The 26177-nt window shown below is 40.9% G+C and carries 31 protein-coding genes; 8 read left to right on the top strand and 23 right to left on the bottom strand.

What is annotated here, in order from left to right; translation table 11 throughout:
* Positions 1 to 47 precede the first annotated feature (47 nt).
* The 6 genes from G519_RS0117660 to G519_RS43445 all read right to left on the bottom strand — a co-directional run bounded on the left by G519_RS0117660 (position 48) and on the right by G519_RS43445 (position 3198).
* Complete coding sequence (locus G519_RS0117660; RefSeq protein WP_036633290.1) at positions 48 to 353, bottom strand: hypothetical protein; 306 nt, start codon at positions 351 to 353, stop codon at positions 48 to 50.
* Between the two features lie 297 nt (positions 354 to 650).
* Positions 651 to 1415 (bottom strand): PadR family transcriptional regulator, encoded by a 765-nt coding sequence (locus G519_RS0117650; protein ID WP_029195843.1) that lies wholly within the window; start codon positions 1413 to 1415, stop codon positions 651 to 653.
* 68 nt (positions 1416 to 1483) lie between these two features.
* On the bottom strand, positions 1484 to 1597 hold the full coding sequence (locus G519_RS53555; RefSeq protein ID WP_161632933.1) for a DUF3970 family protein: 114 nt from the start codon (positions 1595 to 1597) through the stop codon (positions 1484 to 1486).
* A complete protein-coding gene (locus tag G519_RS0117645) occupies positions 1578 to 2033 on the bottom strand; it encodes a 3'-5' exonuclease (protein WP_029195842.1) in 456 nt (151 codons plus the stop codon). Before G519_RS0117645 ends, G519_RS53555 begins: the two co-directional genes overlap by 20 nt.
* 31 nt (positions 2034 to 2064) lie before the next feature.
* The gene (locus tag G519_RS51065) at positions 2065 to 2487 is read right to left on the bottom strand and encodes a hypothetical protein (RefSeq protein ID WP_029195841.1); all 423 of its coding nucleotides are present in this window, start codon (positions 2485 to 2487) and stop codon (positions 2065 to 2067) included.
* 246 nt (positions 2488 to 2733) lie between these two features.
* Positions 2734 to 3198: a Holliday junction resolvase RecU gene (locus tag G519_RS43445; RefSeq protein ID WP_051253473.1), complete on the bottom strand. Its 465-nt coding sequence runs from the start codon at positions 3196 to 3198 to the stop codon at positions 2734 to 2736.
* A 197-nt stretch (positions 3199 to 3395) separates the two neighbouring features.
* On the opposite strand from G519_RS43445, the gene G519_RS0117630 reads away from it, so the two are divergent.
* Entirely contained in the window at positions 3396 to 3662 is a 267-nt protein-coding gene (locus G519_RS0117630) for a hypothetical protein (protein WP_029195840.1), read from the top strand.
* A gap of 206 nt (positions 3663 to 3868) precedes the next feature.
* Here G519_RS0117630 and G519_RS0117625 read toward each other — a convergent pair whose 3' ends face one another.
* From G519_RS0117625 to G519_RS0117595, 6 genes are all read right to left on the bottom strand, one after another.
* Positions 3869 to 4360: a hypothetical protein gene (locus G519_RS0117625; protein ID WP_127527702.1), complete on the bottom strand. Its 492-nt coding sequence runs from the start codon at positions 4358 to 4360 to the stop codon at positions 3869 to 3871.
* Positions 4361 to 4379: 19 nt separating this feature from the next.
* On the bottom strand, positions 4380 to 4832 hold the full coding sequence (locus G519_RS0117620; protein WP_029195838.1) for a hypothetical protein: 453 nt from the start codon (positions 4830 to 4832) through the stop codon (positions 4380 to 4382).
* Between the two features lie 1261 nt (positions 4833 to 6093).
* Positions 6094 to 6474, bottom strand: a complete 381-nt coding sequence (locus G519_RS47610; RefSeq protein ID WP_051253472.1) for a hypothetical protein — start codon at positions 6472 to 6474, stop codon at positions 6094 to 6096.
* 351 nt (positions 6475 to 6825) lie between these two features.
* Positions 6826 to 7095, bottom strand: coding sequence for a hypothetical protein (locus G519_RS0117605; RefSeq protein WP_029195837.1), 270 nt, complete (start codon positions 7093 to 7095; stop codon positions 6826 to 6828).
* A gap of 330 nt (positions 7096 to 7425) precedes the next feature.
* Positions 7426 to 7767: a YolD-like family protein gene (locus tag G519_RS47605; protein WP_161632932.1), complete on the bottom strand. Its 342-nt coding sequence runs from the start codon at positions 7765 to 7767 to the stop codon at positions 7426 to 7428.
* 216 nt (positions 7768 to 7983) lie between these two features.
* Complete coding sequence (locus G519_RS0117595) at positions 7984 to 8478, bottom strand: hypothetical protein (RefSeq protein ID WP_029195836.1); 495 nt, start codon at positions 8476 to 8478, stop codon at positions 7984 to 7986.
* A 330-nt stretch (positions 8479 to 8808) separates the two neighbouring features.
* On the opposite strand from G519_RS0117595, the gene G519_RS0117590 reads away from it, so the two are divergent.
* From G519_RS0117590 to G519_RS0117580, 3 genes are all read left to right on the top strand, one after another.
* The gene (locus G519_RS0117590) at positions 8809 to 10563 is read left to right on the top strand and encodes an ABC transporter ATP-binding protein (RefSeq protein WP_029195835.1); all 1755 of its coding nucleotides are present in this window, start codon (positions 8809 to 8811) and stop codon (positions 10561 to 10563) included.
* A gap of 71 nt (positions 10564 to 10634) precedes the next feature.
* Positions 10635 to 11261, top strand: a complete 627-nt coding sequence (locus G519_RS0117585) for a TVP38/TMEM64 family protein (RefSeq protein WP_029195834.1) — start codon at positions 10635 to 10637, stop codon at positions 11259 to 11261.
* A 553-nt stretch (positions 11262 to 11814) separates the two neighbouring features.
* Positions 11815 to 12138: a metal-sensing transcriptional repressor gene (locus G519_RS0117580; RefSeq protein ID WP_029195833.1), complete on the top strand. Its 324-nt coding sequence runs from the start codon at positions 11815 to 11817 to the stop codon at positions 12136 to 12138.
* Positions 12139 to 12211: 73 nt separating this feature from the next.
* Here the strand turns inward: G519_RS0117580 and G519_RS0117575 are convergent, their stop codons facing one another.
* The 3 genes from G519_RS0117575 to G519_RS43425 all read right to left on the bottom strand — a co-directional run bounded on the left by G519_RS0117575 (position 12212) and on the right by G519_RS43425 (position 15961).
* A complete protein-coding gene (locus G519_RS0117575; RefSeq protein ID WP_029195832.1) occupies positions 12212 to 13117 on the bottom strand; it encodes a hypothetical protein in 906 nt (301 codons plus the stop codon).
* 42 nt (positions 13118 to 13159) lie between these two features.
* Positions 13160 to 14524: an MATE family efflux transporter gene (locus G519_RS43430; protein ID WP_036633266.1), complete on the bottom strand. Its 1365-nt coding sequence runs from the start codon at positions 14522 to 14524 to the stop codon at positions 13160 to 13162.
* A gap of 63 nt (positions 14525 to 14587) precedes the next feature.
* The gene (locus G519_RS43425) at positions 14588 to 15961 is read right to left on the bottom strand and encodes a cation diffusion facilitator family transporter (protein ID WP_064743482.1); all 1374 of its coding nucleotides are present in this window, start codon (positions 15959 to 15961) and stop codon (positions 14588 to 14590) included.
* A 421-nt stretch (positions 15962 to 16382) separates the two neighbouring features.
* On the opposite strand from G519_RS43425, the gene G519_RS50255 reads away from it, so the two are divergent.
* Positions 16383 to 16679 carry a hypothetical protein gene (locus G519_RS50255; RefSeq protein WP_127527704.1) on the top strand — a complete coding sequence of 99 codons (297 nt, stop codon included), beginning with the start codon at positions 16383 to 16385 and terminating at the stop codon, positions 16677 to 16679.
* Positions 16680 to 17276: 597 nt separating this feature from the next.
* Here G519_RS50255 and G519_RS0117555 read toward each other — a convergent pair.
* Positions 17277 to 18554, bottom strand: coding sequence for a DNA polymerase IV (locus G519_RS0117555; protein WP_029195830.1), 1278 nt, complete (start codon positions 18552 to 18554; stop codon positions 17277 to 17279).
* Positions 18554 to 18922, bottom strand: coding sequence for a hypothetical protein (locus G519_RS43420; protein ID WP_051253470.1), 369 nt, complete (start codon positions 18920 to 18922; stop codon positions 18554 to 18556). Before G519_RS43420 ends, G519_RS0117555 begins: the two co-directional genes overlap by 1 nt.
* Before the next feature lie 363 nt (positions 18923 to 19285).
* On the opposite strand from G519_RS43420, the gene G519_RS0117545 reads away from it, so the two are divergent.
* From G519_RS0117545 to G519_RS0117535, 3 genes are all read left to right on the top strand, one after another.
* Complete coding sequence (locus G519_RS0117545; protein WP_029195829.1) at positions 19286 to 19543, top strand: hypothetical protein; 258 nt, start codon at positions 19286 to 19288, stop codon at positions 19541 to 19543.
* A 185-nt stretch (positions 19544 to 19728) separates the two neighbouring features.
* On the top strand, positions 19729 to 20508 hold the full coding sequence (locus G519_RS47600) for a stalk domain-containing protein (protein ID WP_051253469.1): 780 nt from the start codon (positions 19729 to 19731) through the stop codon (positions 20506 to 20508).
* A 258-nt stretch (positions 20509 to 20766) separates the two neighbouring features.
* Positions 20767 to 21108 (top strand): four-helix bundle copper-binding protein, encoded by a 342-nt coding sequence (locus tag G519_RS0117535; RefSeq protein ID WP_029195828.1) that lies wholly within the window; start codon positions 20767 to 20769, stop codon positions 21106 to 21108.
* 120 nt (positions 21109 to 21228) lie between these two features.
* Here G519_RS0117535 and G519_RS0117530 read toward each other — a convergent pair whose 3' ends face one another.
* The 6 genes from G519_RS0117530 to G519_RS0117500 all read right to left on the bottom strand — a co-directional run bounded on the left by G519_RS0117530 (position 21229) and on the right by G519_RS0117500 (position 26027).
* Complete coding sequence (locus G519_RS0117530; protein WP_029195827.1) at positions 21229 to 21435, bottom strand: capping complex subunit for YIEGIA; 207 nt, start codon at positions 21433 to 21435, stop codon at positions 21229 to 21231.
* A 4-nt stretch (positions 21436 to 21439) separates the two neighbouring features.
* On the bottom strand, positions 21440 to 22357 hold the full coding sequence (locus tag G519_RS0117525) for a YIEGIA domain-containing protein (protein WP_029195826.1): 918 nt from the start codon (positions 22355 to 22357) through the stop codon (positions 21440 to 21442).
* 284 nt (positions 22358 to 22641) lie between these two features.
* Positions 22642 to 23181 carry a YdhK family protein gene (locus G519_RS0117520; RefSeq protein ID WP_029195825.1) on the bottom strand — a complete coding sequence of 180 codons (540 nt, stop codon included), beginning with the start codon at positions 23179 to 23181 and terminating at the stop codon, positions 22642 to 22644.
* Between the two features lie 155 nt (positions 23182 to 23336).
* Positions 23337 to 23900, bottom strand: a complete 564-nt coding sequence (locus G519_RS43410) for an MFS transporter (RefSeq protein WP_051253468.1) — start codon at positions 23898 to 23900, stop codon at positions 23337 to 23339.
* Positions 23901 to 23958: 58 nt separating this feature from the next.
* Positions 23959 to 25347 (bottom strand): NAD(P)-binding domain-containing protein, encoded by a 1389-nt coding sequence (locus tag G519_RS43405; protein ID WP_244280151.1) that lies wholly within the window; start codon positions 25345 to 25347, stop codon positions 23959 to 23961.
* Between the two features lie 338 nt (positions 25348 to 25685).
* Entirely contained in the window at positions 25686 to 26027 is a 342-nt protein-coding gene (locus tag G519_RS0117500) for an ArsR/SmtB family transcription factor (protein ID WP_084160213.1), read from the bottom strand.
* Positions 26028 to 26177 lie beyond the last annotated feature (150 nt).

Genomic DNA, 26177 nt, shown 5'->3' with positions numbered 1-26177 from the left:
CACCACTTTATAATTCATTGTATTTTATCGCTGAATATCCCTCTATTCTATGAGGCATTTTGATTGATGAAGTGGAGATATTGCTCTTCATTGATTAGTCCGTACAAGCGCCAGAAGTCCAACTCATCTTTTGTGATCTTTTCCGGATGGGCGTCCCAATAATCCAGCTTGTTCATGATTTGATAATCGTAGATCACCATGTACTTTTCATCGGTTTGTTTAAACCTTCGCATTTCATCCATAAGTTCTTCCTGACTAATCTCGAACCAGGGCATGCCTTCATAAACGCGATATATTTTATCTCTTGTCCGGTAATACAGTTGGTGAGTAATCGACATAACAAATTGTACCATTTTATCCACGCCCCTTCCTGCTTCGATAGTTCCTACTGTTTTGCCTACGGATATCCTTCCGTTCAAGCTCCCTGCAGCCTGGGCAGCGTGTGGCATGGCCGCCAGCGATTCGCATGTTATGATCCTGCGTGTTGGAGAAAAAAAGGGTGCCGCACTTCTGGCAGTTTTCCTTCATAATAATGGGTTGTGGATCGGGCGCCCGCCTTGCATGTTGATAAAAGTGACGAGTTCATCGATGGCAATCCCGTATTGCTGCAATAATACCTCTAGCCCCATGCGGTCTCCTCCCTCCTTCTCCTAGCTGACGCGCTTGCCAAATAACCGCAAGATATTACCCGTATATTTCATTACGTCCTTCATTAATGAGTCTGTATTCTCTCCTTCGATCGGCATCATCCGTTTTCCTTCAGGAGTCAGCCGGTAATAGAAGGCGTTGCGTCGGCGGTTGTCGTCCCAATCCCCAACTACCCACCCTTCAGGACCTTCGATGGATCGAAGGAGCTGATACAAATAGGCGTCGTTTACCTTCCAGCGGTGTACCTGCTCCATCGTCTCTAGGAATTGCTTGCCGGTCACATTCTGCTTATGATCCAGCATATCCAAGAATAAATATCGGACCGTATGTTTCACGCTAATCATACGGTTTAGGAGCTTGATTTCCTCATCCGTCAGCTCCGGAGCGGGATGCGTTGGATCACCTTGAAGATAACGAACAAAATGCTTTGTCATCTCATACATTTTGTTCACTGTTTCAAGGTACGTGGACTCGAACCACTTCATTTTTGCGTTACCAGATTCCGTCAGCCCGAATGTCTTATTCCGTCCGCGGCCGTCCAGGTTAGCGATCCATCCGAAGGATTCCATAGACTGGAGGACATCATAAATGTGGGACAAGGCTCGCTTCTGGTCGAACGCGGCCAGATCCGCCTTAATTACATCAATGAGGTCTTTGCTGCTCATGCTGCCCTTTGCAAGCTGGTGAAAGACGATGAGATACAACAGGTCCACCTTGCTGATTCCGAGGCGGTCCGGGGCGTTTACCGGGTTTTTCTTGATCGGCATTTTCTAACTTCCTCTCTTGCTGGGGCATCTTGTGCGGTGCCCACTTTAACGTATACCCGAACGTCGCTTCAGATCCGGTTGGGGTATGGCTTGGACTGTTCAATGACCCGGTAGTAGTCCTTGAAGTTATTCAGGAACCGCTCCACTTCTTCTGGGGTTCCTTTAGCCCTGATCTTCAGCATGGCTATCCCCCCGAGCAACGACATTTCGAATGAGCTGAACGACATTGATACAGTCAGCGGAGGCTCGATGCTCTCCAGCACTTTTCACATCACAAGCAATCATTGCATCTCTCAAACTGATCCAGGTAAAGTCATCGTGGTACTGGCTGTAGCTCTTCATCACTCGGGCAAACGTCTCCATGACGCATTCGGACAGCAGCGATGGCATTAACAACTCGTGGCGGATGCAATTGGCAAAAATACGGTCACGATCAAACGCCTCGTTATAGATTAGGAGCGTTTTTCCTTCGAGATAATGGCACGCAGCTGGCCACACTTCGGCCCATCTTGGAGCAGCTTTCAGCAGCTCGTCAGAAATGCCATGAACCTCGAATGCTTCGGTCGAAACCGGTTCTACAGGCTTGACGAACGATTCAAAGAGGATGTCTTCGTCCAAATCGACGATGGCTATCTCGATGATTTCTGAATCACTGCTCGAGGACAGCGTAATCGTTTTTATGCTGAATCCAGTGGGACATCCTCTGAAGAGCCCGGCTCTTTGCGTTATCGAGGAATAATTCGTGGCGGCAGTATGAACATAAACCGCCCGATAAATCCCGCTTCCTATTCATTACAGCCTTGAAGCCGGCACATGTTCGATTAGCGATTTGAGCTGCTCTCGCCTTTTCGATGGCGGCCATCTGTTTTTCGGTTGCCACCTTTCGTGGGGTAGCCTCATCTATGTAGTAAAGCTCAATGATGGATTTGCTCGATCGTTGGTATACGTTGGCGCGAAGCGGCCCTGGCACGAGTCCTTGGTTGCGCAGAGTGGTTTTACTTGCGAAACGTTCCGGGACTTCTCGCCAACTCGAAAACTGCTGAATGTCAACATTCGCTTGTTCTACCCTCATCCGTTCTCGCTCCCCTTCTCTCCCGACTCTACTACTATTTTAGCAGTTGAGGGGCAAATGTGTATATGGATTCACGTTGGTTTACTTAGAAAACTGGTCTACCTAGTCTACAAAATATACCAGTAGACCAACGCCGGATATTATGCTGGCGGTGCGGCGACTGCGTCGATCAATAGATCAACGGCAGCGAGATAATCGAGTGGCCCCCGCCCACTTTTTTCAATTCGAAGGGCGTTCGCCTCGAATTCAGACAAAGGAATGCTTTTCGATCCCCTTACACCCGACCCCCTCCGGTTCCAATAAACCAAGGTACGATTTGAGCAGCATCAAATAATACCGATCCAGCTCGGTGAACCAGAACAGAAAGAAGCAAATCGCTCCATTGGCGTCATGGCGGATCAAGCGTTCAACTTGATGCTGCTCCACGAAGTCTAACGGAAACGATGTTTTGTTGATGGTCGATTTGGCATCGAACCATACGGGGCGACTTCGGTATGAGCCGGTATAGTCGACGGAGCTCTTCTTGGAGTAGACCCCGTCCTTGATCCTGGCGCCTTCCGAACGAATGATAGTAATTGGCGTCGGGATCTTCTCGATGGTCGCAATGCACTTCGCTTCGTAGGATTCATTCACCCACGAGATCAATTCTTCAAATGCCATCCCGCGGCCGCCGTAATTCACAACCGCTCTACGCGGCTGATGGTATCTCATACTCCTCACCTCTCCCTTATTCTCGGTGAGATGTCGATCGGCCAGCAAATTTCAAAGGCCCTTTCTTTCTGGTGCTGATGACAAGGCGACCACTAGTTTCCGCCACGGGATATTTCTTGTTAAAGATAAATCGGATTTTTTATATAAAGATATGGCGAGAAAAAAATAAAAAAAATTTTTAAGGGAGAAATCAACAAATGGCCATTAATAATTACGATCTTTACAATGAATACGGCGAAGATGCGGTGTATGCTTTCTTCGCAAACCGCCCCCAGTTTAGAACACTCACATGCAAACAAACTGCAGCCGTTATTAAATGGTTCTTTCCGCAAATCCAGCGTTCACTCAGCGCGGTGATGCAACACGTTGCCTTTATACGCAGACTTCTGGATCCGCTCAGATGTCCGGCCCGCCGTCCGCGCAAGTATACGTCTCAAGCCATCACTTGGCTGCAAACAATCTGATTTCCTTAGCTTCCTAACAGTTAAGCTGCCGCGCCCTGAATAGTGGCGCGGCACGCTTCCTACCCTTTCGGTTAAGCACGCCTTTACATCATGCCTGCCCCATCCCCGGGTACAGCCGACATACATGTAAAATTAGCTCATAGGCTGGATACTGTTATCAATTGCCGTTGTCAACAAGTTGGCACTTGGTGACAGCATCACTGGTACTACCCCTTGATGGGTAATAAAAAAAGCACCGCATGGGGGTGCTTATCTTCAATGGATAAATAATGGATCAGTGCTTTCCACATTACACTAACTAATTGTTCCTCATCATCCTCACCAATGAAAACATCAGGTCCTACTATTACCATCCACTTAGCATCTATGTAACCGCCAGATAACTTCTGGATCTGAATATAATCAAATAAATCAATCATCTCCATCATCTGCTGGATGCTCACTATAGGTAGACATTCTTCAATGCTTACCCATTGTTTGCCTTCATCATTTATGTAACTTAACCAATACCCATCTAAATCATCGCCTTCGCCTTCATCAACGTTATCACCGTGAACAACATGGATTTCATCAGAATCTTGGATAACGAAATGATCACCGACTCTCGGGTCCCAATACTCATTATAGCGCTTGATTGAAGCAGAATCGGTTAATTTCTTGAGCTCTTGAATTGTTATGGTATATCTTAAGTGTCTCATGTAAATCAACCCACTCTCATCACTTTTTCGTAATATCATTCATGATGCTGTTCCATATCTCGTTTTCTTCTTCCTCGACAGACTCTTTATATTGTTTTATCAATAAGTCATCTTCTTCGAGTAATTTATTGATTTCTCTATTTTTAGGTAAAGATTCAATAATAAAATCCTTTACCAATTCAATATTAGATACACCATCAAGAAACTCTGGCTCCATTGATGTGTTACGAATCAATTCTCCTACTTCATTAAGTAATAAAGCAACTACTTTACTCCTAATGTCATAATCACCATTTTTCTCTGGGAATGACATCGGCCCTTGCGTTGAAGAGATTAACTGCCGTGCTGCCTTAACTGCCAAATCCAATCCGCCAAAATGAGCCAACTTGTTATCATCAACACCGTCGCAGCTTATTGTAATTGGTTGACCACTATAATCTGCTGCATTAATTGTAAAATTTGTCCGTTCCATTTTCATTCTCTCCTTTTTATTTTATAAGAAAGTTGATTCGACAAAATTGGTTGAATTACCTGCTGCTGAGTGTGTCATCCAACAAGCCATTTCAGAACTGAGAACCGGACGTCTTGTAATATAGGCGGTCGGATCTTTATTTTAAGGGGAGTCGGTGAACTTGGCATATCACCTATTTCTGCACCTAACGTCCTTAGCTTATAATTTGTTTAAAATGTTGGTGGACTGCCTTATTATCGTGTAATGACCAATTCCGGATCACACTTAATTACATTATGTATGATTCAGATAAACCCAAGAACACTTATCCCTATTGGGGTTTATCCGAAAAAAAGGTGGTCGAATGTTTTTATGTATCGATTCAATCACACAAAATACATTAAATTAAGTCGATTATGTATGTTTGGAATAAATCACCATCTAGTGATCTATTTTTACACGTATGTCGGCTGTACCCGATATTGACCCGCTCCAACCGGCAAGGGGGGAGGAGGCGATAGCGGACCAGGCCGACTTTCAACCATTGATGAAGTCAAGTCTCCTCTGCACACATCATGGAATTCCTCCAAACCAACAACGTGTTAGGTAGAACAATGTCCCTCGCTCCGCTTCTACTTCGCCTTTATTCCGCCTTTTCCTTCCCCTTTATACCGGTTTTGGTCCTGGTTGCACTAGGTCCGTACCTAGTAACCTTCTTGCAATTCTGCTCCTAGATCCGGAGCTAGTATCGCCTTTGGTTGGTGGGGGTGGGAGCGCGCGGCGCGACGAGGGTCTGCCAGCGGTCCGACAAAAGTAGCAGAACTCTGCTACAAAAACTAAAAACCGGGTTGTTAAGGGTATCGAGCAATCACACAGGCTAAAGAAGTAGAAGTGATATCGAAAGAACCACAAAATCGGCGGGAAAGGAGGAGAAAGCACGTTAGGGGTAAAGGCTATATTCCTCTTAACACGTTGTTTGTTTAGTAGAATAATGAAATAAAATCGTTGTAAGTTCTGGGGAAATTGCGTTTCGATTTCATTATGTCGAGTTGTTTATATATAGTTTCAAGCAAGCTCGCAGCCGGTGCCCCTTTTCACTAGAGGCAATGTAGAGAATTACATAGAATAGAAAAAATCATCTCAGCAAAAAAGACGGCGACCATTAACGAGCTAACCGTCTTTTTTGCTCATTCATTTTTGAAGAAAGTTGGTAACCATTGCTCCTGTAGAACAATATTTGTTTCAAAAAGATCTATACCGTCTTTAAGGCAAACCATAATAACTACATCTCGCTTATTTCTAGCGTATAACTTCTTATGGCCGGCTTTTTTAACAACTCATTCGTTTCTCCGTAAGTTAGATCTAACCCAAAGGCTAATTGGATTACTTTATCCCTGCTTGGACTTTTTTTCCCCCTGAGGATTTTATAATAATATCCTTTATCCATGTTTGCATCTTGAATAATATTAGAACCCTCAAGACCTTTAGTCAGTATTAAATTATTCAAGTAATATCTAAATTCATTCCGTTGACTAAACCCAAGTGTGGACATTAATTCAGTTAGTTTATATTTGCTTGCAGCTGATATTTTTTCTAATACCCCCGAGTAAGCAATACTCGTCGTCACTGGCATTAATTCATTTTCCCGCGGATCCTTATCCATTGAATAGATACCTCATTTTACAAAGTGTACCCTGGGTACACCAAGCCTTTTAACCTTTATATTAATATTTACCTTATGAAACGTAAATAAATTTCAAGGGAGAAACTACAACATGAATAAAACCCAAATCGCAATCTTGGTCTTAACAGTTTTAGCAGGTGCTTTTACTACAATAGCAGCTGGTCTGAGTAGTAGTCAGGGTCAGGACAAATAATGGGGTGTTAAAATAGAAGGCGCCGTTTTTTATTTGCTTCCGAATTTAAATTCGTATTGAAGGTCTTCAAAACTGCTTAGGGGGACAGCTATCACCGGTTGCTGTCCCCCCTGCCACCGATTTCTCAAGACGCTTGTCTATTGCCTACCGCGAAATACCAGCTGCTGTCCTCTGTCGTTCGTGCCTACCCGGCCGTGCAAATCAATTGCTTCATGTACCTTTATCATCATATGATGTCTCATTACGTTATAGCGTGCGTTAAGCGCGCTGAAGCCAACAACATTCGTGTTTTCAATATCGTCGTCGTAGACATTGTTCGAATAAATCAGCTCCGTCTGCCCTGTAGTCTGCCAATATCGGTGATACCGGGGAATTCCGACGACGCGCGTCGAGTGTAGCCGTTTCATTTCGTTTGCTCGCACCCGACGATGTGCACTCGTCAGATCCCCTTTTATAGCGTTCGCAATATACCATATTTATCCATTATTTCTACATGCTATCATAACCAGTCTCACGTACGAATAGAACTTGGGAACTAAGGCGATTAACGAGGATCCAATAAAAATACTCCCGCGATCTATGGCATTCCTCTAATTTATCGGTTAAAATCTATGCCTAACCTAAATAGAAAAAAGCACTCAGGCCGAGTGCTTCTGCAGTTTAAGTGTGACAGTAATGGCAATGTGGTATCCCAAAGGTCCAACAGTAGTTACAATAAGATCAGTTCTACTAAAAACTTATGAATCGATCATTACATCTTCTGTCCATTCATTGCTAAATTCTGCTTTCAGAACATCTCTGTAACCAATCCATTCCCAATCCACTGCCCTGCTAAAAGGCTCCACTATGTCTAATCGAAATTCACCATGCTTACTGCGTGCTACGATACCGGTAATTGAGCGAGTTTTAAATTCTTCATATAAAGTTAATACAACTGGTTTCTTATACATCTGCGACAAACTCAGCACGGCTGATATGTTTTGTATTTCTTGCTCATCACGTATAGGACGCAAAATACGTTGACTTTCTCTTTGATTTCTAATTGCTGACTCTTTATGTTGAGGTAGGAATCTACGCAAATATATTGTACATTAATTTATTTTCATCTATATTTCCTTATTAAATAAGCCTTTTCTAAGCTTTTTATAATTGTACATTATTCATCTTGAGCAAAAATCATTATTAATTATGCTCACTAGCTCAACGTTTTTCATGCAACAGCAAAAACTTATTCTCCCAAATCCTTCTTCAAATATCCTAATCAGCTGGTTTGAGAAAAACCCTTGGCCATGCACTTATTCTTTTTCGGACACCTTTTGTAGGATACTAACAAGACTTTGTATGTACCCTCCAATCCTAGCACTGACCCCTGCTCGCACAAATTCTTTGGTTATCACTAACTCATCTTTATGACCACGACAAACAAAACGATAATAAATTGCATGTTCATCTTTTGAATTTTCGAATACGCTAATATTTTTTTCAACAAGGATTTTCTTTGTTTTTTTCACATCCTCTCTTATATTTTTAGCTAACAAACGTGTTGTTGCCGAGTACAATAACTTGAGGGTTTGAGATGACATTTCAATTTCAATATTCTTTTTTTCAATCACCTGAAGTGTAAATGATAGTACAATATGGTTCCGCATAATTTCAATTTCTTTTGTAGTCGGTGGTTCAAGTGTTAGTGGAGCACTGCCATTCCTCATCAACATTGCTTGCTCTTTATGCTGCGGTAAGATCATCCTACTAGATTCCCAAAGACCGTTTTTTTCAAGTTTCTTACTCACCTTTCATGCACCTCATTAAACCCTGATATTTATCCTGACGAAATTGTCGAACGTACATTCTTATTGTTTATTATATACCGAACATACATTCTTAATGCAAGTCCTTTCCGCATAATTTACCAAGGATCGGGTTGCCGTTCGATGTATTTAAGTAATATAAAGAAATTTTGTAGTGGAAGACGATTTATACGTAGTTTTGGAACTTATCCCTATTTACATAACCCCTACGGGGGGATATTATATGGTGGCAGGTATTGTTCACAAAGGGCACAATATTAATAAAAAGATTCTATCTCATCATGTTGCATGTCTTACATAAGGAGTGTTGATATGTCCAATTTCAAGATTTATTTGAAGTTTATTAAACCGTATCGGAAGCTTGTCATCATTACCATACTGATTGGTATGGTGAAATTCGGAATACCGTTAACCTTACCTTTAATAATGAAATATATCATTGATAATCTGTTGTTAGGTTCTGTTTCTTCTGCAGAGAAGGCTCACAAGCTAGTTGAGGTGCTCTTAGGAACTTTTGTCTTGTTTGTTGTAGTAAGGGCTCCCATTGAATATCTACGACAGTACTATGCACAATTAACAACTAGCCGCATTCTTTACGATTTACGCAGCCATCTTTATTCACATATTCAGAAACTATCCTTACGCTATTATCAAAATCACAAAACGGGCGAAATCATATCTCGAATGATCAATGACGCTGAGCAAACAAAAAGTATAGTCGAAACCGGACTTATGAATGTTTGGATTGATTTATTTACACTAACGATTGCAATTGGGTTTATGATTCATATGGATTTTTGGCTGACTATTGTTGCTATTGCCGTTTTCCCCTTGTATGCATTCTCGGTAAAACAGTTATATAGAAAGCTTAGAACGTTAACAAAAGCTCGCTCACAGTCCCTTGCAGAAATGCAAGGATATTTACATGAACGTGTAAATGGAATGCCTGTTATAAAAAGCTTTACTTTAGAAGTTGTTGAAAAAGATCGATTTGGACAAAGAAACAACAAGTTCCTAGAGCGTGCACTTGCTCTAACGAAGTGGAATGCTGTAACAAACGCCATTATTAATACACTAACAGATATTGCCCCATTGCTTGTATTAGCTTATGGTGGCTATCAAGTAATCCAAGGAAATTTAACTGTAGGAGCATTCATCGCTTTCTATGCTTTTCTGGATCGTTTATACAATCCGCTTCGCCGTCTGATAAATTCTTCGACTGAATTAACTCAAGCAAGTGCATCGTTAGACCGGGTAGTTGAACTAATGAATGAACCTTATGATATTATTGACTCACCTAATGCAAGACCTCTACAACAAATAAAAGGAAAAATTGATTTTGGAAATGTTAGTTTTAGATATGATCCAGAATCTGATTGGGTACTCAAAGACATCCAACTAAGTATTCAAGCTGGTGAAACAATTGCCTTTGTAGGAATGAGCGGCGGTGGAAAATCATCGCTAATTAGCCTGCTCCCTCGATTTTACGATATTCAGGAAGGGAGCATTCGGATTGATCATACGAACATTATGGACATTACAATACAGAGCTTACGCGGCCAAATAGGGATGGTGTTACAGGATAATATTTTGTTTAGTGGAACGGTTCGAGAAAATATATTGTTTGGGAAACCAAATGCTACAGAAGAAGAGGTTATACATGCAGCAAAAGCAGCTAACGCACATGATTTTATTTTAAATCTGCCGGGTGGGTATGACACAGAGATTGGCGAGCGTGGAGTAAAGTTATCTGGAGGACAGAAACAACGCGTTGCTATAGCTAGAGTTTTCCTTAAAGACCCGAGCATTTTAGTTCTGGATGAAGCAACATCAGCCCTTGATTTAGAATCGGAACATTTAATTCAAGAATCCTTAGCCAAATTGGCGAAAGACCGAACCACCTTAATAGTTGCTCATCGACTATCTACGATTACCCATGCCGACCAGATTGTTCTGATTGAAAATGGCCAGATTAAAGAAAAAGGAACCCATGAGCAGCTAATGAGGGAAGGCGGAGCTTACTACCGGTTGTTTAATGTGCAAAATTTAAGTGGAGTCCATTCATGATATTAAGCATCTAGAAAAGCTAATGTGCCTAACGCTGCTGCAGTGCTCAACTGGAAGGGAATTGGTAATTCATGCATTCTAAACATGTTTACATCATTGTTCTATATATATCAATCATTGGATGGGTTTACCTCAATAAAGGGGATCTCATAGAATGGATTCAAACAACAGATAGGACACCTCTGCTTGTTGTTTTTCTTGGAGCCGTTTTGATAGCCATAGTGCCTATCCTTCCTTTCGGAGTTGTCGGGGGAATCTTAGGAGCCAAATATGGATTTGCTGGGGGAGGGCTACTTAGTCTTGCAACATCATCCTTCGCCTCTGTAATCATGTACTATCTATTTCGCTATTTATTTAAGGCCCAGGGTATGAGATATTTACAAAAATCCAATCGCATGCAGAATTGGGATAAAGTTGTTCGAAAGCATATGTTCTGGTCTATTTTAATAGCAAGGATCATTCCAATTATGCCTTCCGTCTTTATTAATTGTTATGCAGGAGTGTTCAACCTGCCAGTAAAATCATTCTTACTTGCAACCGTCATCGGAAAGATTCCTCCCATGCTAGTTTTTGCTTACGTAGGTGATAATGTTTCCTCGGGAACCCAACAATGGCTGAGCATCTCAGGAATCTATTTATTATTTCTTGGTGCCGTGTATTTAATATATCGTTTTTATGACCGCCGAAGTGCCGCGTGATTAAAATGATGAACTGTTTATTTAATCTACAAATTTAATTTCTCGCTTGTCCATAAGATGAATATTATTTAAGTAAAATGAATGTAGACTGTATATGTTCCTGCTTTTGTAAATGTGTAATCGCCTGTAAATTGCCCATCCTTCGTATATAAGCCATCAACAAGAGTAGGATTGGGATTGCGAATATCGAAACCAACAGAGACCTTCCCAAGCGATTTAAAGGTAGGATAACGCCCAACAAGGGTAACTTTTTTGTTCGTCTGTACTTGGCTAGGCTCTTGTAAAAGCGACTTCTAATTATTTGGATGCATCCATGCTCGCCGTAGATACATTTGAGCAGGCAGGTCCTATTGTACTCTTTCTACTATTTTGATCTGAACATCTTTAAGCTATATGAAACAAACAATCATAATATGCTGGGTGCATTGAACGGCCCTCTCTGCTTCACCGATAATTGGGAAAAAGGACTTCTCACCTAGGACTAGGGACTTGTTATCTTTGACACCTGAATAGAGTAGGGATAAAATAAGCGATAGTAGAAGGAGGGGCATTCATGAGCGACAACGAACATAATCACGACGAGGAACACGAACATAGTCACGGTCACACACACCCTCATAAACAAAGAAAACAAGTAACTAATCGACTAGCTCGAATTGAGGGCCATGTTCGTTCTATAAAAGAAATGTCTGATAACGGCAGAGATTGCCCAGATATCCTCCTTCAGATCGCCGCAGTAAAAAAGGCGCTGGACGGAGTTGCCAAAGTGATATTAAAGGATCATCTGGAGCATTGTGTAGTATCTTCAGTACAGGATGAGCACCGGAATAAAGTGTTAACTGATTTACAAAAAGCCCTAGACAACTACATTCGCTAACTATAAAAGAGGCCACTAGCGTCACATGCTAGGGCCTCTTATTTACATACTTATATCCTTCATGTCTACCTATTTATTCCAAACTACTTAATCTTCCTGAAATCCCAAACGTAAGGCAATGGTTCTTTGCACTATATGGCCATATCCAATAGTGAAAGTTTCTCCCCTTGATTGCAAGTCGATTTTGGATATCTTGTAGACCGAACATCCCTTCCATTCTTCCTTTTCTCTTTACCTCATTTATGATAAATTTGATTTTTTCAGATTCAGTTGGGAAGGAATTCACAGCTTCCAGAAAGCTATTGTCAGGACTAATCTTCAGTACATCCGACCATACAACAATAACGGCATGAGGGGCGGCAAGCTCAACGAGAAGATCGTTATAATTTTGGATGACTACATTTCGTATTTCCAATAAGCCATCCATGATTGTAGTAATTTCCTCTTGCTTGTACCCTTCAACATAAGGCGCAAATATTTGTAAGGCGTTCATGTAAAATAACTGGGTATACAGGGCCGAAGAAATAACAACTTGGAATTCCCCTTTAAAATGAGTTAATATCTGTATCTCGTCTAACTGGCTGATGCAGCAGTTTAAAAATTCGATAATATGTTCGGCTGAGACCTTTTTGTCGAACAGGTCTTTCAGATTCCGGTAAAAATTAATTTCATCTAGTTTAGTGAAATCTGTGCTTATTAAATTGATCTTATCTCTCATGGTCATTTCCAAGGGACAGACAGCATTCATCATGGCAGGTAAATCGACATCCGCTAACGCTACATTATCATAATTTCCAATGAGTGAAATGAGATCCAAATCATCGCAGTTACCAGCACCCAAAATTATAGCACTGGACTGGTGAGGCAATTGCCTAGTCGCAAGATGAACTAAGTTGGTGATTTCTGATCGATGGTTTTCCCATTCAGTCCATCTGTTGTTTTCACGTTCTTTATTCAATTGCTCATAAAACTCATTCATTCGTGTCCTCCTATATTGTTCGAGGGTTGTGATTTTTCAACTTTATGAAATATGGGTTTGATTCACACGATTGGATCCCATATACCTTTTAAAGCGGAAAAGTAAGAAGATAGCTCGAATTAGAAGATCAATGGCAATTGACAACCAAACCCCAGCGATTCCCATTCCTAAATAGATGCACAACACATAAACCCCAAGAACACGGATTAGCCACATGCCAATCGCTGTACTATACATTGGGCTTTTAGTATCTCCTGCCCCTTGTAGAGCACCAGCGATGACCAGACCAATCGCCAAAAACGGTTGAGCGAATGCATCAATGCGAAGCGCAGTTGTTACCATTCCAATTACGTCTTTATCACCTGTAAACCAACCGGCTGCCAACGGTGAAAAGAAGAACAAGAGGACACCGACGAAAGCCATGAAAACAACTGCAATCCATGTTGTTAGTAGGCCGTATTGGTAAGCATCTTGCTTTCGATTTGCCCCTAAATGCTGGCCGACTAGTGTGGTGGCTGCTATAGCTAATCCATATCCTGGCATATAAGAAAAGATTTCAATATTTCCTGCAAGAACATGTGCCGCGTACACGTCTGTACCAAGCCGTACAATTAAGCCAAAATACAATACTTGACCAAATCTCATAATTAATCTTTCGGCAGCTGCTGGTCCCGAAAGCTTTAATAGCGGCAAAATAAATTCGTTTGAAGACCCTCTGCGAAGAGAAAAAGAAAGCTTCGATTTACGGATATAGAGAAACAAAGCAACGGATCCAATAACTCGGACAATCGCCGTTGCCCATGCAGCTCCAGCGATCCCCCATCCAGCCCATCCACCCAGGCCAAAAATTAATATATAGTCCAAACCTATGTGAATCAGGTTTACCCAAACGCCTATTTTCATTGGAGTTTTAGTGTCACCTGCGGCGCGCAAGATACTACCAAAAACGGTCATGAGGGATAAAAAGAGGGAAGGGACTGCCACAATACGGAAATAGATGACCCCGTCCGCCAACACTCTTGGCTCGGCACCCATAAGACGTAATAAAGGTTCTGCAAAAAATAAGGTTACAACACCGAAGATTAATCCTAAAATCGCAGAGATTAACGTTGATTGCCGCGCAATCGCTTTAGCTTTTTCTATTTCACCAGCACCCACGCTGCGGGCAATCATGGAGGATGTGCCTACCCCCATTGCCATGAATACCGCAATATACACTGCAATAATGGCATTTGTCACACCGACTGCAGCGACTTCATTTAAACCGATCTTGGATACAAATAACGTATCCACAAAACCGACAACGGTTTGCAGAAAATTTTCAATCATAGCCGGTACGGCCAGAGCTAGGATGACATTAATTTTATTTCTCCGACTTGTGTCTCCGATAGGAATCGCTTTTGACATTAGCCGCACCTCCTCAATCCGAAATAATGAATATTAGCATGAACGTGTCCGTGTTTATGGGAATCAGCCATGTGAATGTCCATGCTCATGTGCATGTGCTGAGGGAAAGGCTTCTTCTAGAGATACAGAAATGGTCGATCCGTTATGACGCAATACCGCAGCAAATTCGTCAGGATGATGCTCAGTGAATAATGCGTAAGAACCTGGCTTGGTGATACGCACCACAAAAGTTACATCCCCATCCAGTAGTAACTGAGTGTGATCATAGCTTGGTTGAAGTATGCTACCACTTGCTAATGGTTGCGAAGTGCCCTTAAAAACCCTGATTGCATCTAGCTTTGCCACTTCGAAGACATCTTGCGTAGATTCGGACAAAGGTAGGAAAGAAATGAGCATAGCAGGATCTGGTCCTGCATCAAGTGTATATTCATAATCGCCGGTGGAAAGTTCATAAATACCTGCCCACTCAAAAGGGTATGTTGACACATGTCCATGAGAGTGAAAGTCTGCGCCAGGCTCTTCTTCTGGATCGATATGAACATGAATGATCCCTATATGCTCCACATCGTGCTGTAAACGATCAATGACATCTTTGGCAATATCATGTCCTTCTGTAATCGACATATCAGATTCTACAGCGATGCTGATATCTGCCGTGATTTCATGCCCAAACCAACGTGCTTTTACTTCGGTAACGCTGACGACACCTTTTACATCTTCGACTGAGGCAGTAATTAGATCGATGGTCTTCGGTTCCATCCCGTCTAGTAGGCGCGAGAAGATCGTTTTCACAGAATCTTTAACGATAAAAATAATAGTGATCGTGATACCTAGTCCAACAATAGGGTCTACAATAGGATATCCTAGCCATGTTCCAATCACTCCAATTAATACAGCTAGAGAGGTAATGCCATCTACACGTGCATGATGTCCATCAGCTACGAGAGCCGCGCTTCCCATTTTTTTACCCATCCTGATTCGGTAGATAGCCACCAATTCATTACCTAAAAATCCAATAATAGATGCAATTGCGACAGCCCAAAGATTTGTTACAGAAGAGCCATTGAATAAACGTTGTATAGATTCATATCCAGCCACTATCGCGCTAATCGCAATAACAATAATAATTAAAAGACCGGCTAAATCTTCACTTCGATTTAATCCATACGTAAAGCGCTTCGTAGGTAGTCTGCGGCTTAATACAAAAGCAATCCATAAGGGAATTGATGTTAACGCATCTCCAAAATTATGAATCGTATCCGCTAGAAGAGCGACACTTCCAGAAACAGCTACGATGATGGCTTGAAAAATTGCTGTAATCAACATCGCCACCAGTGAAATCATCAGTACTCTAGTTGCTTCTTTGTTTTTTACAATGCTTGAGTCTACGCCGACATGAGAATGCCCATGATCCCCATGAGAATGTCCAGCTCCCATTAATAATGCCTCCTCTAACCTCGGGTAATATAAGAAAAATATATCCCCAATTATATCCCCCTAGGGGGGATACGTCAAAATGATTTTTATCCATACTTTAAACAGCGCACACCAATTGAACGGTGTGCGCTGTTTGACATTACTTTGCTTCTGTATATTTGACATAAAGGAGTGGGGTCGTTCGCATCACAACCTGAAGCCACGTCAAGCGAAGTGATTCAAGAGAACCACGCGGAAGAGCGAAAAAAATGGATTAGGCTCTCATAGCAACAGGGATTCAAAGACAACTCCCGGATAGATTACTCTTTACTGAAACGTATATAGGTAATTTAATTTTGATGATGTTTCTTAGGAGTTCTACTTATACCTTTCTTCAAATGATTTAATTAATATTCCTGCAGAACAATTTCAAAAGGCTCCGATGCACTACGACAGAGGAAAGAAATATGTTGTCTCACCATTTAATGGAGTAATATATCCTTCCAAGAAAACTGGAAGTAGCGTGGCACATATGATACCTGAGGAGTTTATATTACCTTTTTTAGAATTAGCAGTTAAAGTAGCCAATCCTATAGCTCTGGGAGTTTACATGCAATGCTTTGGAGGTATTAGGATAGGGGGACTTGTTAACATTAAAAAATCTAATATTACATCAGCAGTAAGGGTCCGTTCCGTAGATTTTACGGTATCTCTTGTTCTTCCCTTCAAGGTTAAATGATTTAAGAAATTAGTACCATGCTCCAATCTCAGTTCCGACAACGAGTTGATCTTAAACTTAAGTTTGTTCTCAATCAATACATAATTCAAATACGTTGTTATATTTTTTGCATGGGATCTCTGGGTGTTATAGGATCTACCCTTCCACCGATAAAAAATAAATTGAGTGAGAGGGTGTAGGATCTCCTTATTGTTTTGATAATTCTTAACCGCAATCACAGCATGCTGCTTGCGATAAATATTTCGGTTCCGATACAACCCTAAGTCTATCGTCACACTTCGGACAACAAATCGAGTATCTGTACGATTAATAGGCAAAACCTTTGGGGATTGAACATTTATCAAGTTTCCTTCCATAGTTCAGCTCCTAATTATGCACTTCAAATTGCTTGAAATCATCCATTGGATATGTTGCTAATTGCCATGTTAATGCAGGGGACATTTATGAACAATATGAGATTGCTGGAAATAAAAAAAAGCCAAATAGATTGGCTTTTTTTATAATTTATGCTCATATTGTATTATGCTCAAATTCCCGTAGATACAGGAAGCATCATCCGACTAGACTCCCAAAGTCCATTCAATTCTAATTTCTTACTCATCTGTAATGACCTCCAATTTTGCCAGCTCTATCTGCTGCTAAGCCAGCTTTCATTAAACTCGAAGCGCGAATAATTGCCGTATTCCCAAAACGGTCTTTAATCCCATCCAAGACGCTATCGAGTTTGCGTAGCTTTGTTACGTCTTCAAAGAGATCCAACTGTGTGATTTCCTCGTCCTCAAGTGATCCGAGTGTGACACCAACTTTACGCACTGGATGGCCGTTCCAATTGCGATGAAATATTTCGCGAACTGACCCGAAAACTTTTAGTGTATTGTTCGTGGTAAAAGGCATCTTGCGCTGCTGACTAAAGCCGGTAGGTGCATCGTAAGGCGAACACATACAAAATACATGTACGGTTCCGCTCGAATAACCCTTCGCACGCGCATCGCGGCAAACTTCTTCCGTCAATTCCAAGAGTACAATATCCACTTCTTCTGCCGTCGTATAATCCCGCGGCAAGGTCATTCCGTGACCGATTGATTTAGGAGCTACATTGAACGTTCCTGGTGTCACTGGACTATCGTCGAGACCGTTAGCTGTACGCCACATAACCTCCGCTTGAATGTCCGATTGTTTACCGAACCGAGCCCTAAACTTCCGCTTAAGGACAGCCAATGGAGTTCGCGCGACATGACCAATCGTAGTCATGCCAAGTGCGACAAAATGTCTCGTCATGCGCGACCCAACACCATACATCTTATCAACACTTAGTGGCCACAGAACTTTCTCAACATCCTCTTTTCCTAGTGTAAATATCCCACTTGCGTTCTTTTTGGCAAAATTGTCCGTTGCCTGTTTAGCAAGGATTTTTGTAGGACCGATGCCAACGCGAACTCGTATATTCATCGATGCCGCGACCTTCTTTTGAATCATGACTGCCAGTTCTTCTGGAGTACAACGAAAATGATTGAGCGACCCTGTCACGTCCAAAAACTGCTCATCAATCGAAAACACTTCCACTAGATCTGTGTACTCTTTATAAATATCCGTAATCGCAAGTGATACATCAATATAGCGCTGCATGTGCGGCCGCATTACAATCGCATCTGGACACAATTGAAGTGCCTCACCAAGACGTTGGGCGGTACTAATTCCAAAGCTTTTAGCGATTGGGCATGCCGCCAAAATAATACCTGATCTTCTAGCCGGGTCTCCGGCCACTACAACAGGGAGATTTTCGAGACCTGGATGAGAAGCCTTTTCGACGCTTGCGTAAAATGATTGGCAATCCGAGAGGTAAATCGTACGATCACTTTTTTCTCTCTTTACCATTACAATGACCTCCGCATTCTCATTAGTGTTGTCATAAGTTCAGCCTTAATCAAACTTCGAAGCATCGTGAAATGGTGGATGTAACCACGAACTTTATATTCAATGTTAATACCTAATGAATTGGTCGATGTATTCAGCACTTTGATATCTCGCTTTTTCATGGCACTTTTTATATTTTGCAATTCAGGGTAAATAGCATTCTCAACTTCCTTTAAGTAAAACAGAACATGACCATATACAATTTTATCTTTGTGAACCTTGAGCTCCTCCGAATCCCTCGCCAACATATCGAGCAAAATAGGAAGCAGCGTAAATTCTTTGATTAATTGAATATCCTCGTCGGTCTCAATATTTGTAATGACACCCATTTAATCACCTCAAAACAAGAACATTTGTTTGTGTTTTAATATTATATACCGAACACGTATTCTTTATGCAAGAGATATTTTATGGGAATGAACAAATGCGAACAGTTATATAACTAATAAAGTTGTTATGTTTATAATAAAATTATTTAATATGATTAATGAGTTGTTTAAAACGTGGTCCTGATCGCTCAACTACCATGAAAGAACGAATTAACTTTCATGCTCTGTGGTGCAGTTCGAGGGATGCATGGACGGGCAGGATAACGTAGCAATGTGTTGAATTTAAATGGTATCAACCAATGGGGATTATTTTGAGTCAATTATGAATCAATAGCGGGAGAACATTGAAACGGAGAGCGGTTAATGGATATTTGCTTTTATGATAATAATGAGCTTGCAGCAAACGAAAAAGGCATCGTTTCTGTAGATAGAGTGTATTGTTTAAATTTCCATGAGTTTATCGGGACGACATGGGAACAACTTCGGCAAGTATATTTGGCATTGCCGCATATGTCATTAAGGATCATCCATGTCCTATGTGGTTTGGCGAGGAAGGGATATCGTCTAACTACTTATATGCTTCAGTTGAACCCTCTGGATTATAAATTGTTGGAGAATTAACAATCGAACAATGGGAGATATGGGAGAGCGTATTTCATGCTCAACTATCCAGGTTCTCATTCCCATCGTTTGAATGTTGAATGTAAGCTAACAAAGAACAAGAGTTCAACCATTCAATTTATTGCATTTAAATCCGATATATAGCAAGACATATACATTTCAAATAGACAAATGGAGGAAGTCACGTGCGTAAAGAACTCAAAGGAATGGTAATCGGATTTGTTTTAACCTCACTCTTAGTTGGCGGCTCGGCTCTAGCTGCTGGCTACAAAAGTACAATTGAAGTTTTATTCAACAACGTCAATCTAATGGTGAACGGTAAAAAAGTAGCAAGTGACAATATTCTATATAACGGTACAACCTATATCCCTTTACGTGATGTGGCCGATCTATTAGGAAAAAAAGTTGGATGGGACCAGGCATCGAGTACTGCAAGCATCAACGATCCTGGATTTGTACCAGCGGATAATGGTGACGCCTCGGTGGCTTGGAAAGACGGGGAGGAAGACGCAAACTTATCAGTACAGTTTAAAGACCGAAGCGCAACCGTTGTTATTGGGCGTGATCATCCAAATGGTACAAAAATGAATGTAATCTTTAATGAAGATAAGTTTGGCTGGCCATTGGAATTGGATAACGGCAGCAGTGCCGACATATTTAAACCTTATGGCGATTTAAATGATGGTTTTAGTATCCACGCAACGCTTCATGATTTTGATGGGGATGGTAACCCAGAGATCGTACTTACCGCAGGCGATGGACTGGTGACCGGCCATGTGTGGGTATTCTCATATACGTCGGTTTCCGACGTATCGAAAATTAATCCATTAAAACTCGAGCTATCCGAAATGATTCAACAAAAGGTGGAGTTGGATAATAATAAACTTATCATTCCTTATGGCAGCGTAGGGCTCTTTAATGAGTATGACTATACGAACGGTCATTTCGCTAAGAGTGTTCAATAGTAATATTTAAGATAATAGGGGTCCCGCCAACATTTTAACGAAAATATACGCTAAACATAAATTCCATCGAATTGGCAGTATTTCTTACTCTAAGTCGGCTATTCGTCCCTGTCGGAACATCAGTTCATCAACTGTTGTTTTAGTTATGGAAATGGAGGTTAAAAACGAAAAAGAATTCTTTCCTGCATTACGTTAGTGCAAGCATAAATCACCATACTTCTTGAAACAATATAAAGGTTCAAGAAGGAGGTGATTATAGTGACAGTGTTATCAACAGCACCAAAAACATTCGAAGCTTGTCTTCAGGCTTGCGTTAAATGTGCTCAAGCGTGTGAAGAATGTTTTGCAGCTTGCTTGCAAGAACAAGACGTGCAACAACGTACGAACTGTATAAAAGTATTAAATGACTGTGCAGAAATTTGTTTTCAGGCTGTGCAGTATATGGCACGAAATAGTCAATTTGCCAAAGCGCTTTGTCAAGTCTGTGCAACTATTTGTGATGCTTGCGCTAAAGAATGTGAGATGTTCAAAGACACTCATTGCCAAGAATGTGCTCGTATTTGCCGCGAATGTGCTGAAGAATGCCGCAAAATGGCATAATAGCACAATAAACCAGTATCTTCTTTATGAGGATACTGGTTTATTAATCATTCTCTTGCTCATCCATACGTAAGAATTAGCGGTTGTTGTTTAACGTGTGGCGTCAAAGCTTTTTTAATTTTAACCTTTGAGAATCAGGTAAATTCCGTTGCTTGTTTTAGTTACATCCCCTTTCACGGCCTTAGCGATATCGAGCATAATTTGTTTTTGTTCGTCCTCATTTTTAGCTTCTACAACAAAAGAATTACCACAAGAAACTTTATGATGGTCCAGAGTTACAGCCGCAATAATGTTGTTCTTTTCATTCTGTGCACTATCTCTACCCATATTTTCACTCCCCTGACGTTACATTCGTGTCCATAAGTGCATGACTTTTCTTAACTGATTCGAGCAAAGGTGTTTTTTTTACTGCTTGTATTAGCTTATTCATGTCCCGGATAAGCGGGACGATAACAATGATCGTCTTACCACTTTCAAAATCTTTACGGGTGTAGTGATATCGTTTGACACCCATTGTACGTGTAGCTTCAAATAAAATGGCTTTTCTTTGCCCGAAATTGTCTAAGGTGATCCGATAATGATCTTCATTCGGTTCAATCGTTACTGCAAATGCTTCTTCCAGAAGCATCTTCTGCGCATTATCCGTTCCAACTAAATTGCTAACAAAAATTCCATCGACAAACAATTCAGATTCTTTTACTTCAATTTGGCCTACTTTGATTATCGCGATATCCCCAACTTTTTTACCTTTAGAAAATCGCTTCAAGAGGAATAAAATGATAAAACCCGTGATTGCTCCAAGCCCAACATCTAATATCAACATTGGTGGTTTGTAAATCTGCATAGCAGCAGCCGTAGAAATCGAGACAACTAATGCAATATAATTACGAGATTCAAATGTTTTAGCAATACCATCGATATACGCGTCTCCTCTAGGTGTAAACTCAGTATTTTCTAAATTTTTCAAGCTTTCCTGTTCGGTTTTTCTAACATCCCGGAACTGTTGAATAGCTAAAGACAAGAATGTGACCGCTGTCCAATTACTCGTCATAATCGCCGGCACAAACACCGCCCCCAGCGTGGAGGCAATGAAGCCAATAAAAATGTGAATCATATAGCCATTTGGATATGATGGATATTGTCTATAGTCCTCTTTTAAAACTAAGATCCTAGCTAACGTTCCCATAACCATTGCTGTCAGGATTAATGTAATATTATCCATTGAAATAATTGATTCTCGACCACCCATTCACTAACCTCCTCATAGCTTCTTTGCTATTAGACAGAATCGACTTTTTTTCGAAAAAATAAACCTACCTTCACATAGGAACAATTGTTAGGATATGAATGGAATCAAAGTTAAAACTCCTTGCCAACATTACATTTACACAAAGAAACGCAGAAGCCGAGGGATTAATATCGTCACCCTGCTTCTGCGTTCTAATAAACCGAACTAATCGCATCATTCTTACTTACAGCATATTGCTTCCAATTGTTCAAGAAATAATTTTAATTTCTAACTTGTTCAATCATTTAATTAGTTGAAAGTTCATTTTCTGTTACCCATTTATGATTTTTTATGGTTTCTCCACCAGTTGTTGGAGTGTAGTCAACCATATACACAGTAGTAGTTTCGGCTGAATCAATCTTTGCAGTTGCACCTTTCATACCTCGCATGTGGTCTGTCTCTAAGGTAACTACTGTTCCTGGTTTCAAAGTTTCGTTGCCCGCATTTTTAATCTCTTCACGAACAACCCATTTATGATTTTTTACTGGTTGTCCACCAGTTGTCGGAGTATATGAAACAGCATAGGCTGTCGTATCATAAGCACCCACAATAGTTGCTTTAGCACCTTTCATACCTGGCATGTGGTCTGCCTGGATAATTGCTTGACTTCCAATTGGATAGGTTGGATTCTTTGCTTCTTTTAAACCTTTCGGGACTTCACTTGAACTAGAACGTTTCATGTCTGAATGGTTCATGTTTGCTACAGGCTGTTGGCTTGTATTATTTCCACATCCACCTAAAGCAATAATTGTGGCGATACTAAGAAATATCAGTTGCTTTTTCATTTGAATACAATACCTCTATTTCTTGAATTTATATTCTTATACAAATAATGTGCCCACTAAGGTATGTTTGCAAACAAAGGTATAAGTAATTTTTCAAACTCCCTCTTAGCTTAATATTCCTGCCGGTCTAATACTTTATTTAATTTCAATGACCGCTAAATCATATTAGCGGTCATTACAAGGAATGCCAGAACACCAAAAGTTGAAGCAACAGCCCGTAGTCCAAACAACTCCACACAAATACTACCTGCAAGCATGCCCACTAAACTGCCTATTCGATAAAGCCCGTTGTAAGTTCCCATGAAGTAACCTCTGTTTTGGTCATCCGATAGTTCGAGGATCATGAAGTAGGAGCCCAAACGTAATAAGGACCAAGCCACACCCCAAGTACACCGTAGAACAAGCCAACTATAAAAACCTTCTACCCATCCGTAAAGTAACGTAGTCATTCCTGCTATGAATACGGCCAAAAACACACCATTTCTGATACTGATTTGGTTGTATAACCATCCAATCAAGGGACTGAGCGGTAATCTCACAAAACGATTTGCCGAGAGCAAAATTCCAACTTCTATGAGGGATGTAAGTCCCACATCGTTCCAATGAATCGGCAATACAACGTAGAGCATTGAATCACCAAATAGTGAGACCGCTGTAATGAGTGCCAAAATAATAATATTTTTGAGATGTGTATTTTCTTTAGTTTGCTTTTTGATCAATGAACTTCTCCTTTCAAAATAAAAAGCGGCATTGCCCTAAAGACAACGCCGATGTAATCTAGCTGCAGCATGAAGATTTCGATGCCACCGGTTTGGTAATTGGTGAACAACATGAACTTACTTTATCAGATATTACTACCACTGGTTCACTTTTTTTAGGTTCACAGCATGAGCTACTTTTGACACTACATACCCCAGTTTCAGGCAGTTCAAGTTCAACCCTCTCAGCTGCCTCACGGTCGCCAACTAAAGCTGCAACAACGGATCTCACTTGTTCATACCCTGTCGCCATCAAGAAGGTCGGTGCTCTACCGTAGCTCTTCGATCCAACAATATAAAAGTCCTTCTCGGGTTGTCTTAGCTCATTCTCCCCGTGTGGTCTAACCGTACCGCAGCTATGAACATTCGGATCGATTAGAGGCGCTAACTGCATCGCGCTTTCCAAGCCTGGATCTGCAATCACCCTAACTTCTCTTAAGAAGGAAAAATCAGGACGGGAACCTGTATTCGAAACGATCTCATCAATCGCATCAATTTGAGTCAATTCGCTGTTTAAAGAACCAATAACCTGAATTTTTTCCCCATCCTTTTTTAATTCTTGAATATGAAATGGCGTCATCACTTTAACTTTACCTGACTCAACTAGCTTCTGAATACGCGTTCCGAGTTCTCCTCTCGTAGCAAGCTGATCTTGTTCCTGTCCCCCGTAAACATCCTCTAGTCTAGATTTTCTTAGTACCCAGACAATTTCAGTCTCCTGTACTTGCCGCTTAAGCTCTCCGAGTTCCAAAAGTGTATTGATCGCGGAATGACCGCTACCAACAACAAGAACTTTCTTTCCACTATAGCGATCTTTATGCTCACCTTGAACATCAGGTATACCATAAAATACTTGTTTGCTTAAAGACAGCTCCTCAGACGTCCAGACCCCTTCAGAAAGGATTGGATTCGGATTTGTCCAAGTACCCGAAGCATCGATGATAGCTTTGGCCTCAACCAAGAAGCGCTCTCCATTCTTCTGGGCATGCAAAACAAACGGAAGATCATCGCGGCCATGTGTTTTTACCTTATTCAAGCCTTTGCGGCTCACAGCAGTCACTTTCATGTTCAAGTTTATGAACGGTTTGATTTCAGGTAACTCGGCGAAAGGCTTAAAATAGTTTTCAACCATCTCTAATCCAGTAGGGATTTCCGAATGATTCGGAGCTATCCAACCATGTGAAGCAAGCAGCTGCCGCGCTGCTTTATCTATATTGTATTCCCATTGAGAAAAGAGACGTACATGAGCCCATTTTAGGACACTGGCCCCCACCTCGTTCCCTGCATCAAACAATACAAAAGATTCTCCTCGTGTAACTAAATGTGCCGCTGCGGCAAGGCCAACAGGACCAGCACCTATGATCGCTACAGGTAATTTCGCTTTAGATAGAACTGGATTTTCACTCATTGAAGATACCTCCATATAATAGTTTTTCTTTATCATCCAATTAAGACGTAAGCTATTTTCGAAAGACGCAAACTTACTCACTCTTAAGAGCAAGCACAAGCACAGCAGGCACTTTGATTTTTGTTAATTCGGAATAAGCTTACGAACTTTTTGAGACTAAAGCTAAATTGTTTTTGTCCCTGACCTTGAGCCAGTTTCGCTCGGATTACTTGTTTACCTTGCTGTTCTACATACATCAGTTGCGGGTTGATATCGTGAAATAACATGCAAAAACCACTCCTTAATCAAATTATATTGATATATATATCAAAAAAAATTGATGTATAATCTAAAAAAAATTAAGATCGACTCGGTCTAAAAATGCAGCATAGTTCTTCTGAAAGCAATCCATTCACTGCAGAATTATTAATCTCGTAATAGCTCCAGGTGCCAATGATTTCTTTTGTAATTAGATTGGCATCTAAAAGGATCTTCAAGTGATAAGACAACTTGGATTGAGCCATTTCAACGATTTCACATAGGTCGCAAACGCACGTTTTTCCCCGCTGTGTTAACTCATACATGACTTGCAGTCTCTTACGATCTGCCAAGGCTTTAAACTTTGCCTCATACGTTTCAAAAAATGAATCGTTCGGCGCATTATTTATCTTTACTTCATGTATTGGGATTATGCTTTTCATTGTTTTCACCCGATTCATTAATCAATTATTTTTGATTTAATAACAATATATACCAATGTCAATCAGAATGCAATCATTTAATCAATTTTTTTTGATTAAATCATAAAAGTAATTTTATGTATGTCCCAGTGTATCGGGGCATTAGCACAT

It is taken from the genome of Paenibacillus alginolyticus DSM 5050 = NBRC 15375 (assembly GCF_000422905.1).
GTDB lineage: Bacteria > Bacillota > Bacilli > Paenibacillales > NBRC-103111 > Paenibacillus_E > Paenibacillus_E alginolyticus.
Note: the sequence above shows the minus strand (reverse complement) of the source record. Positions and strands in the feature narration are given on the sequence as shown.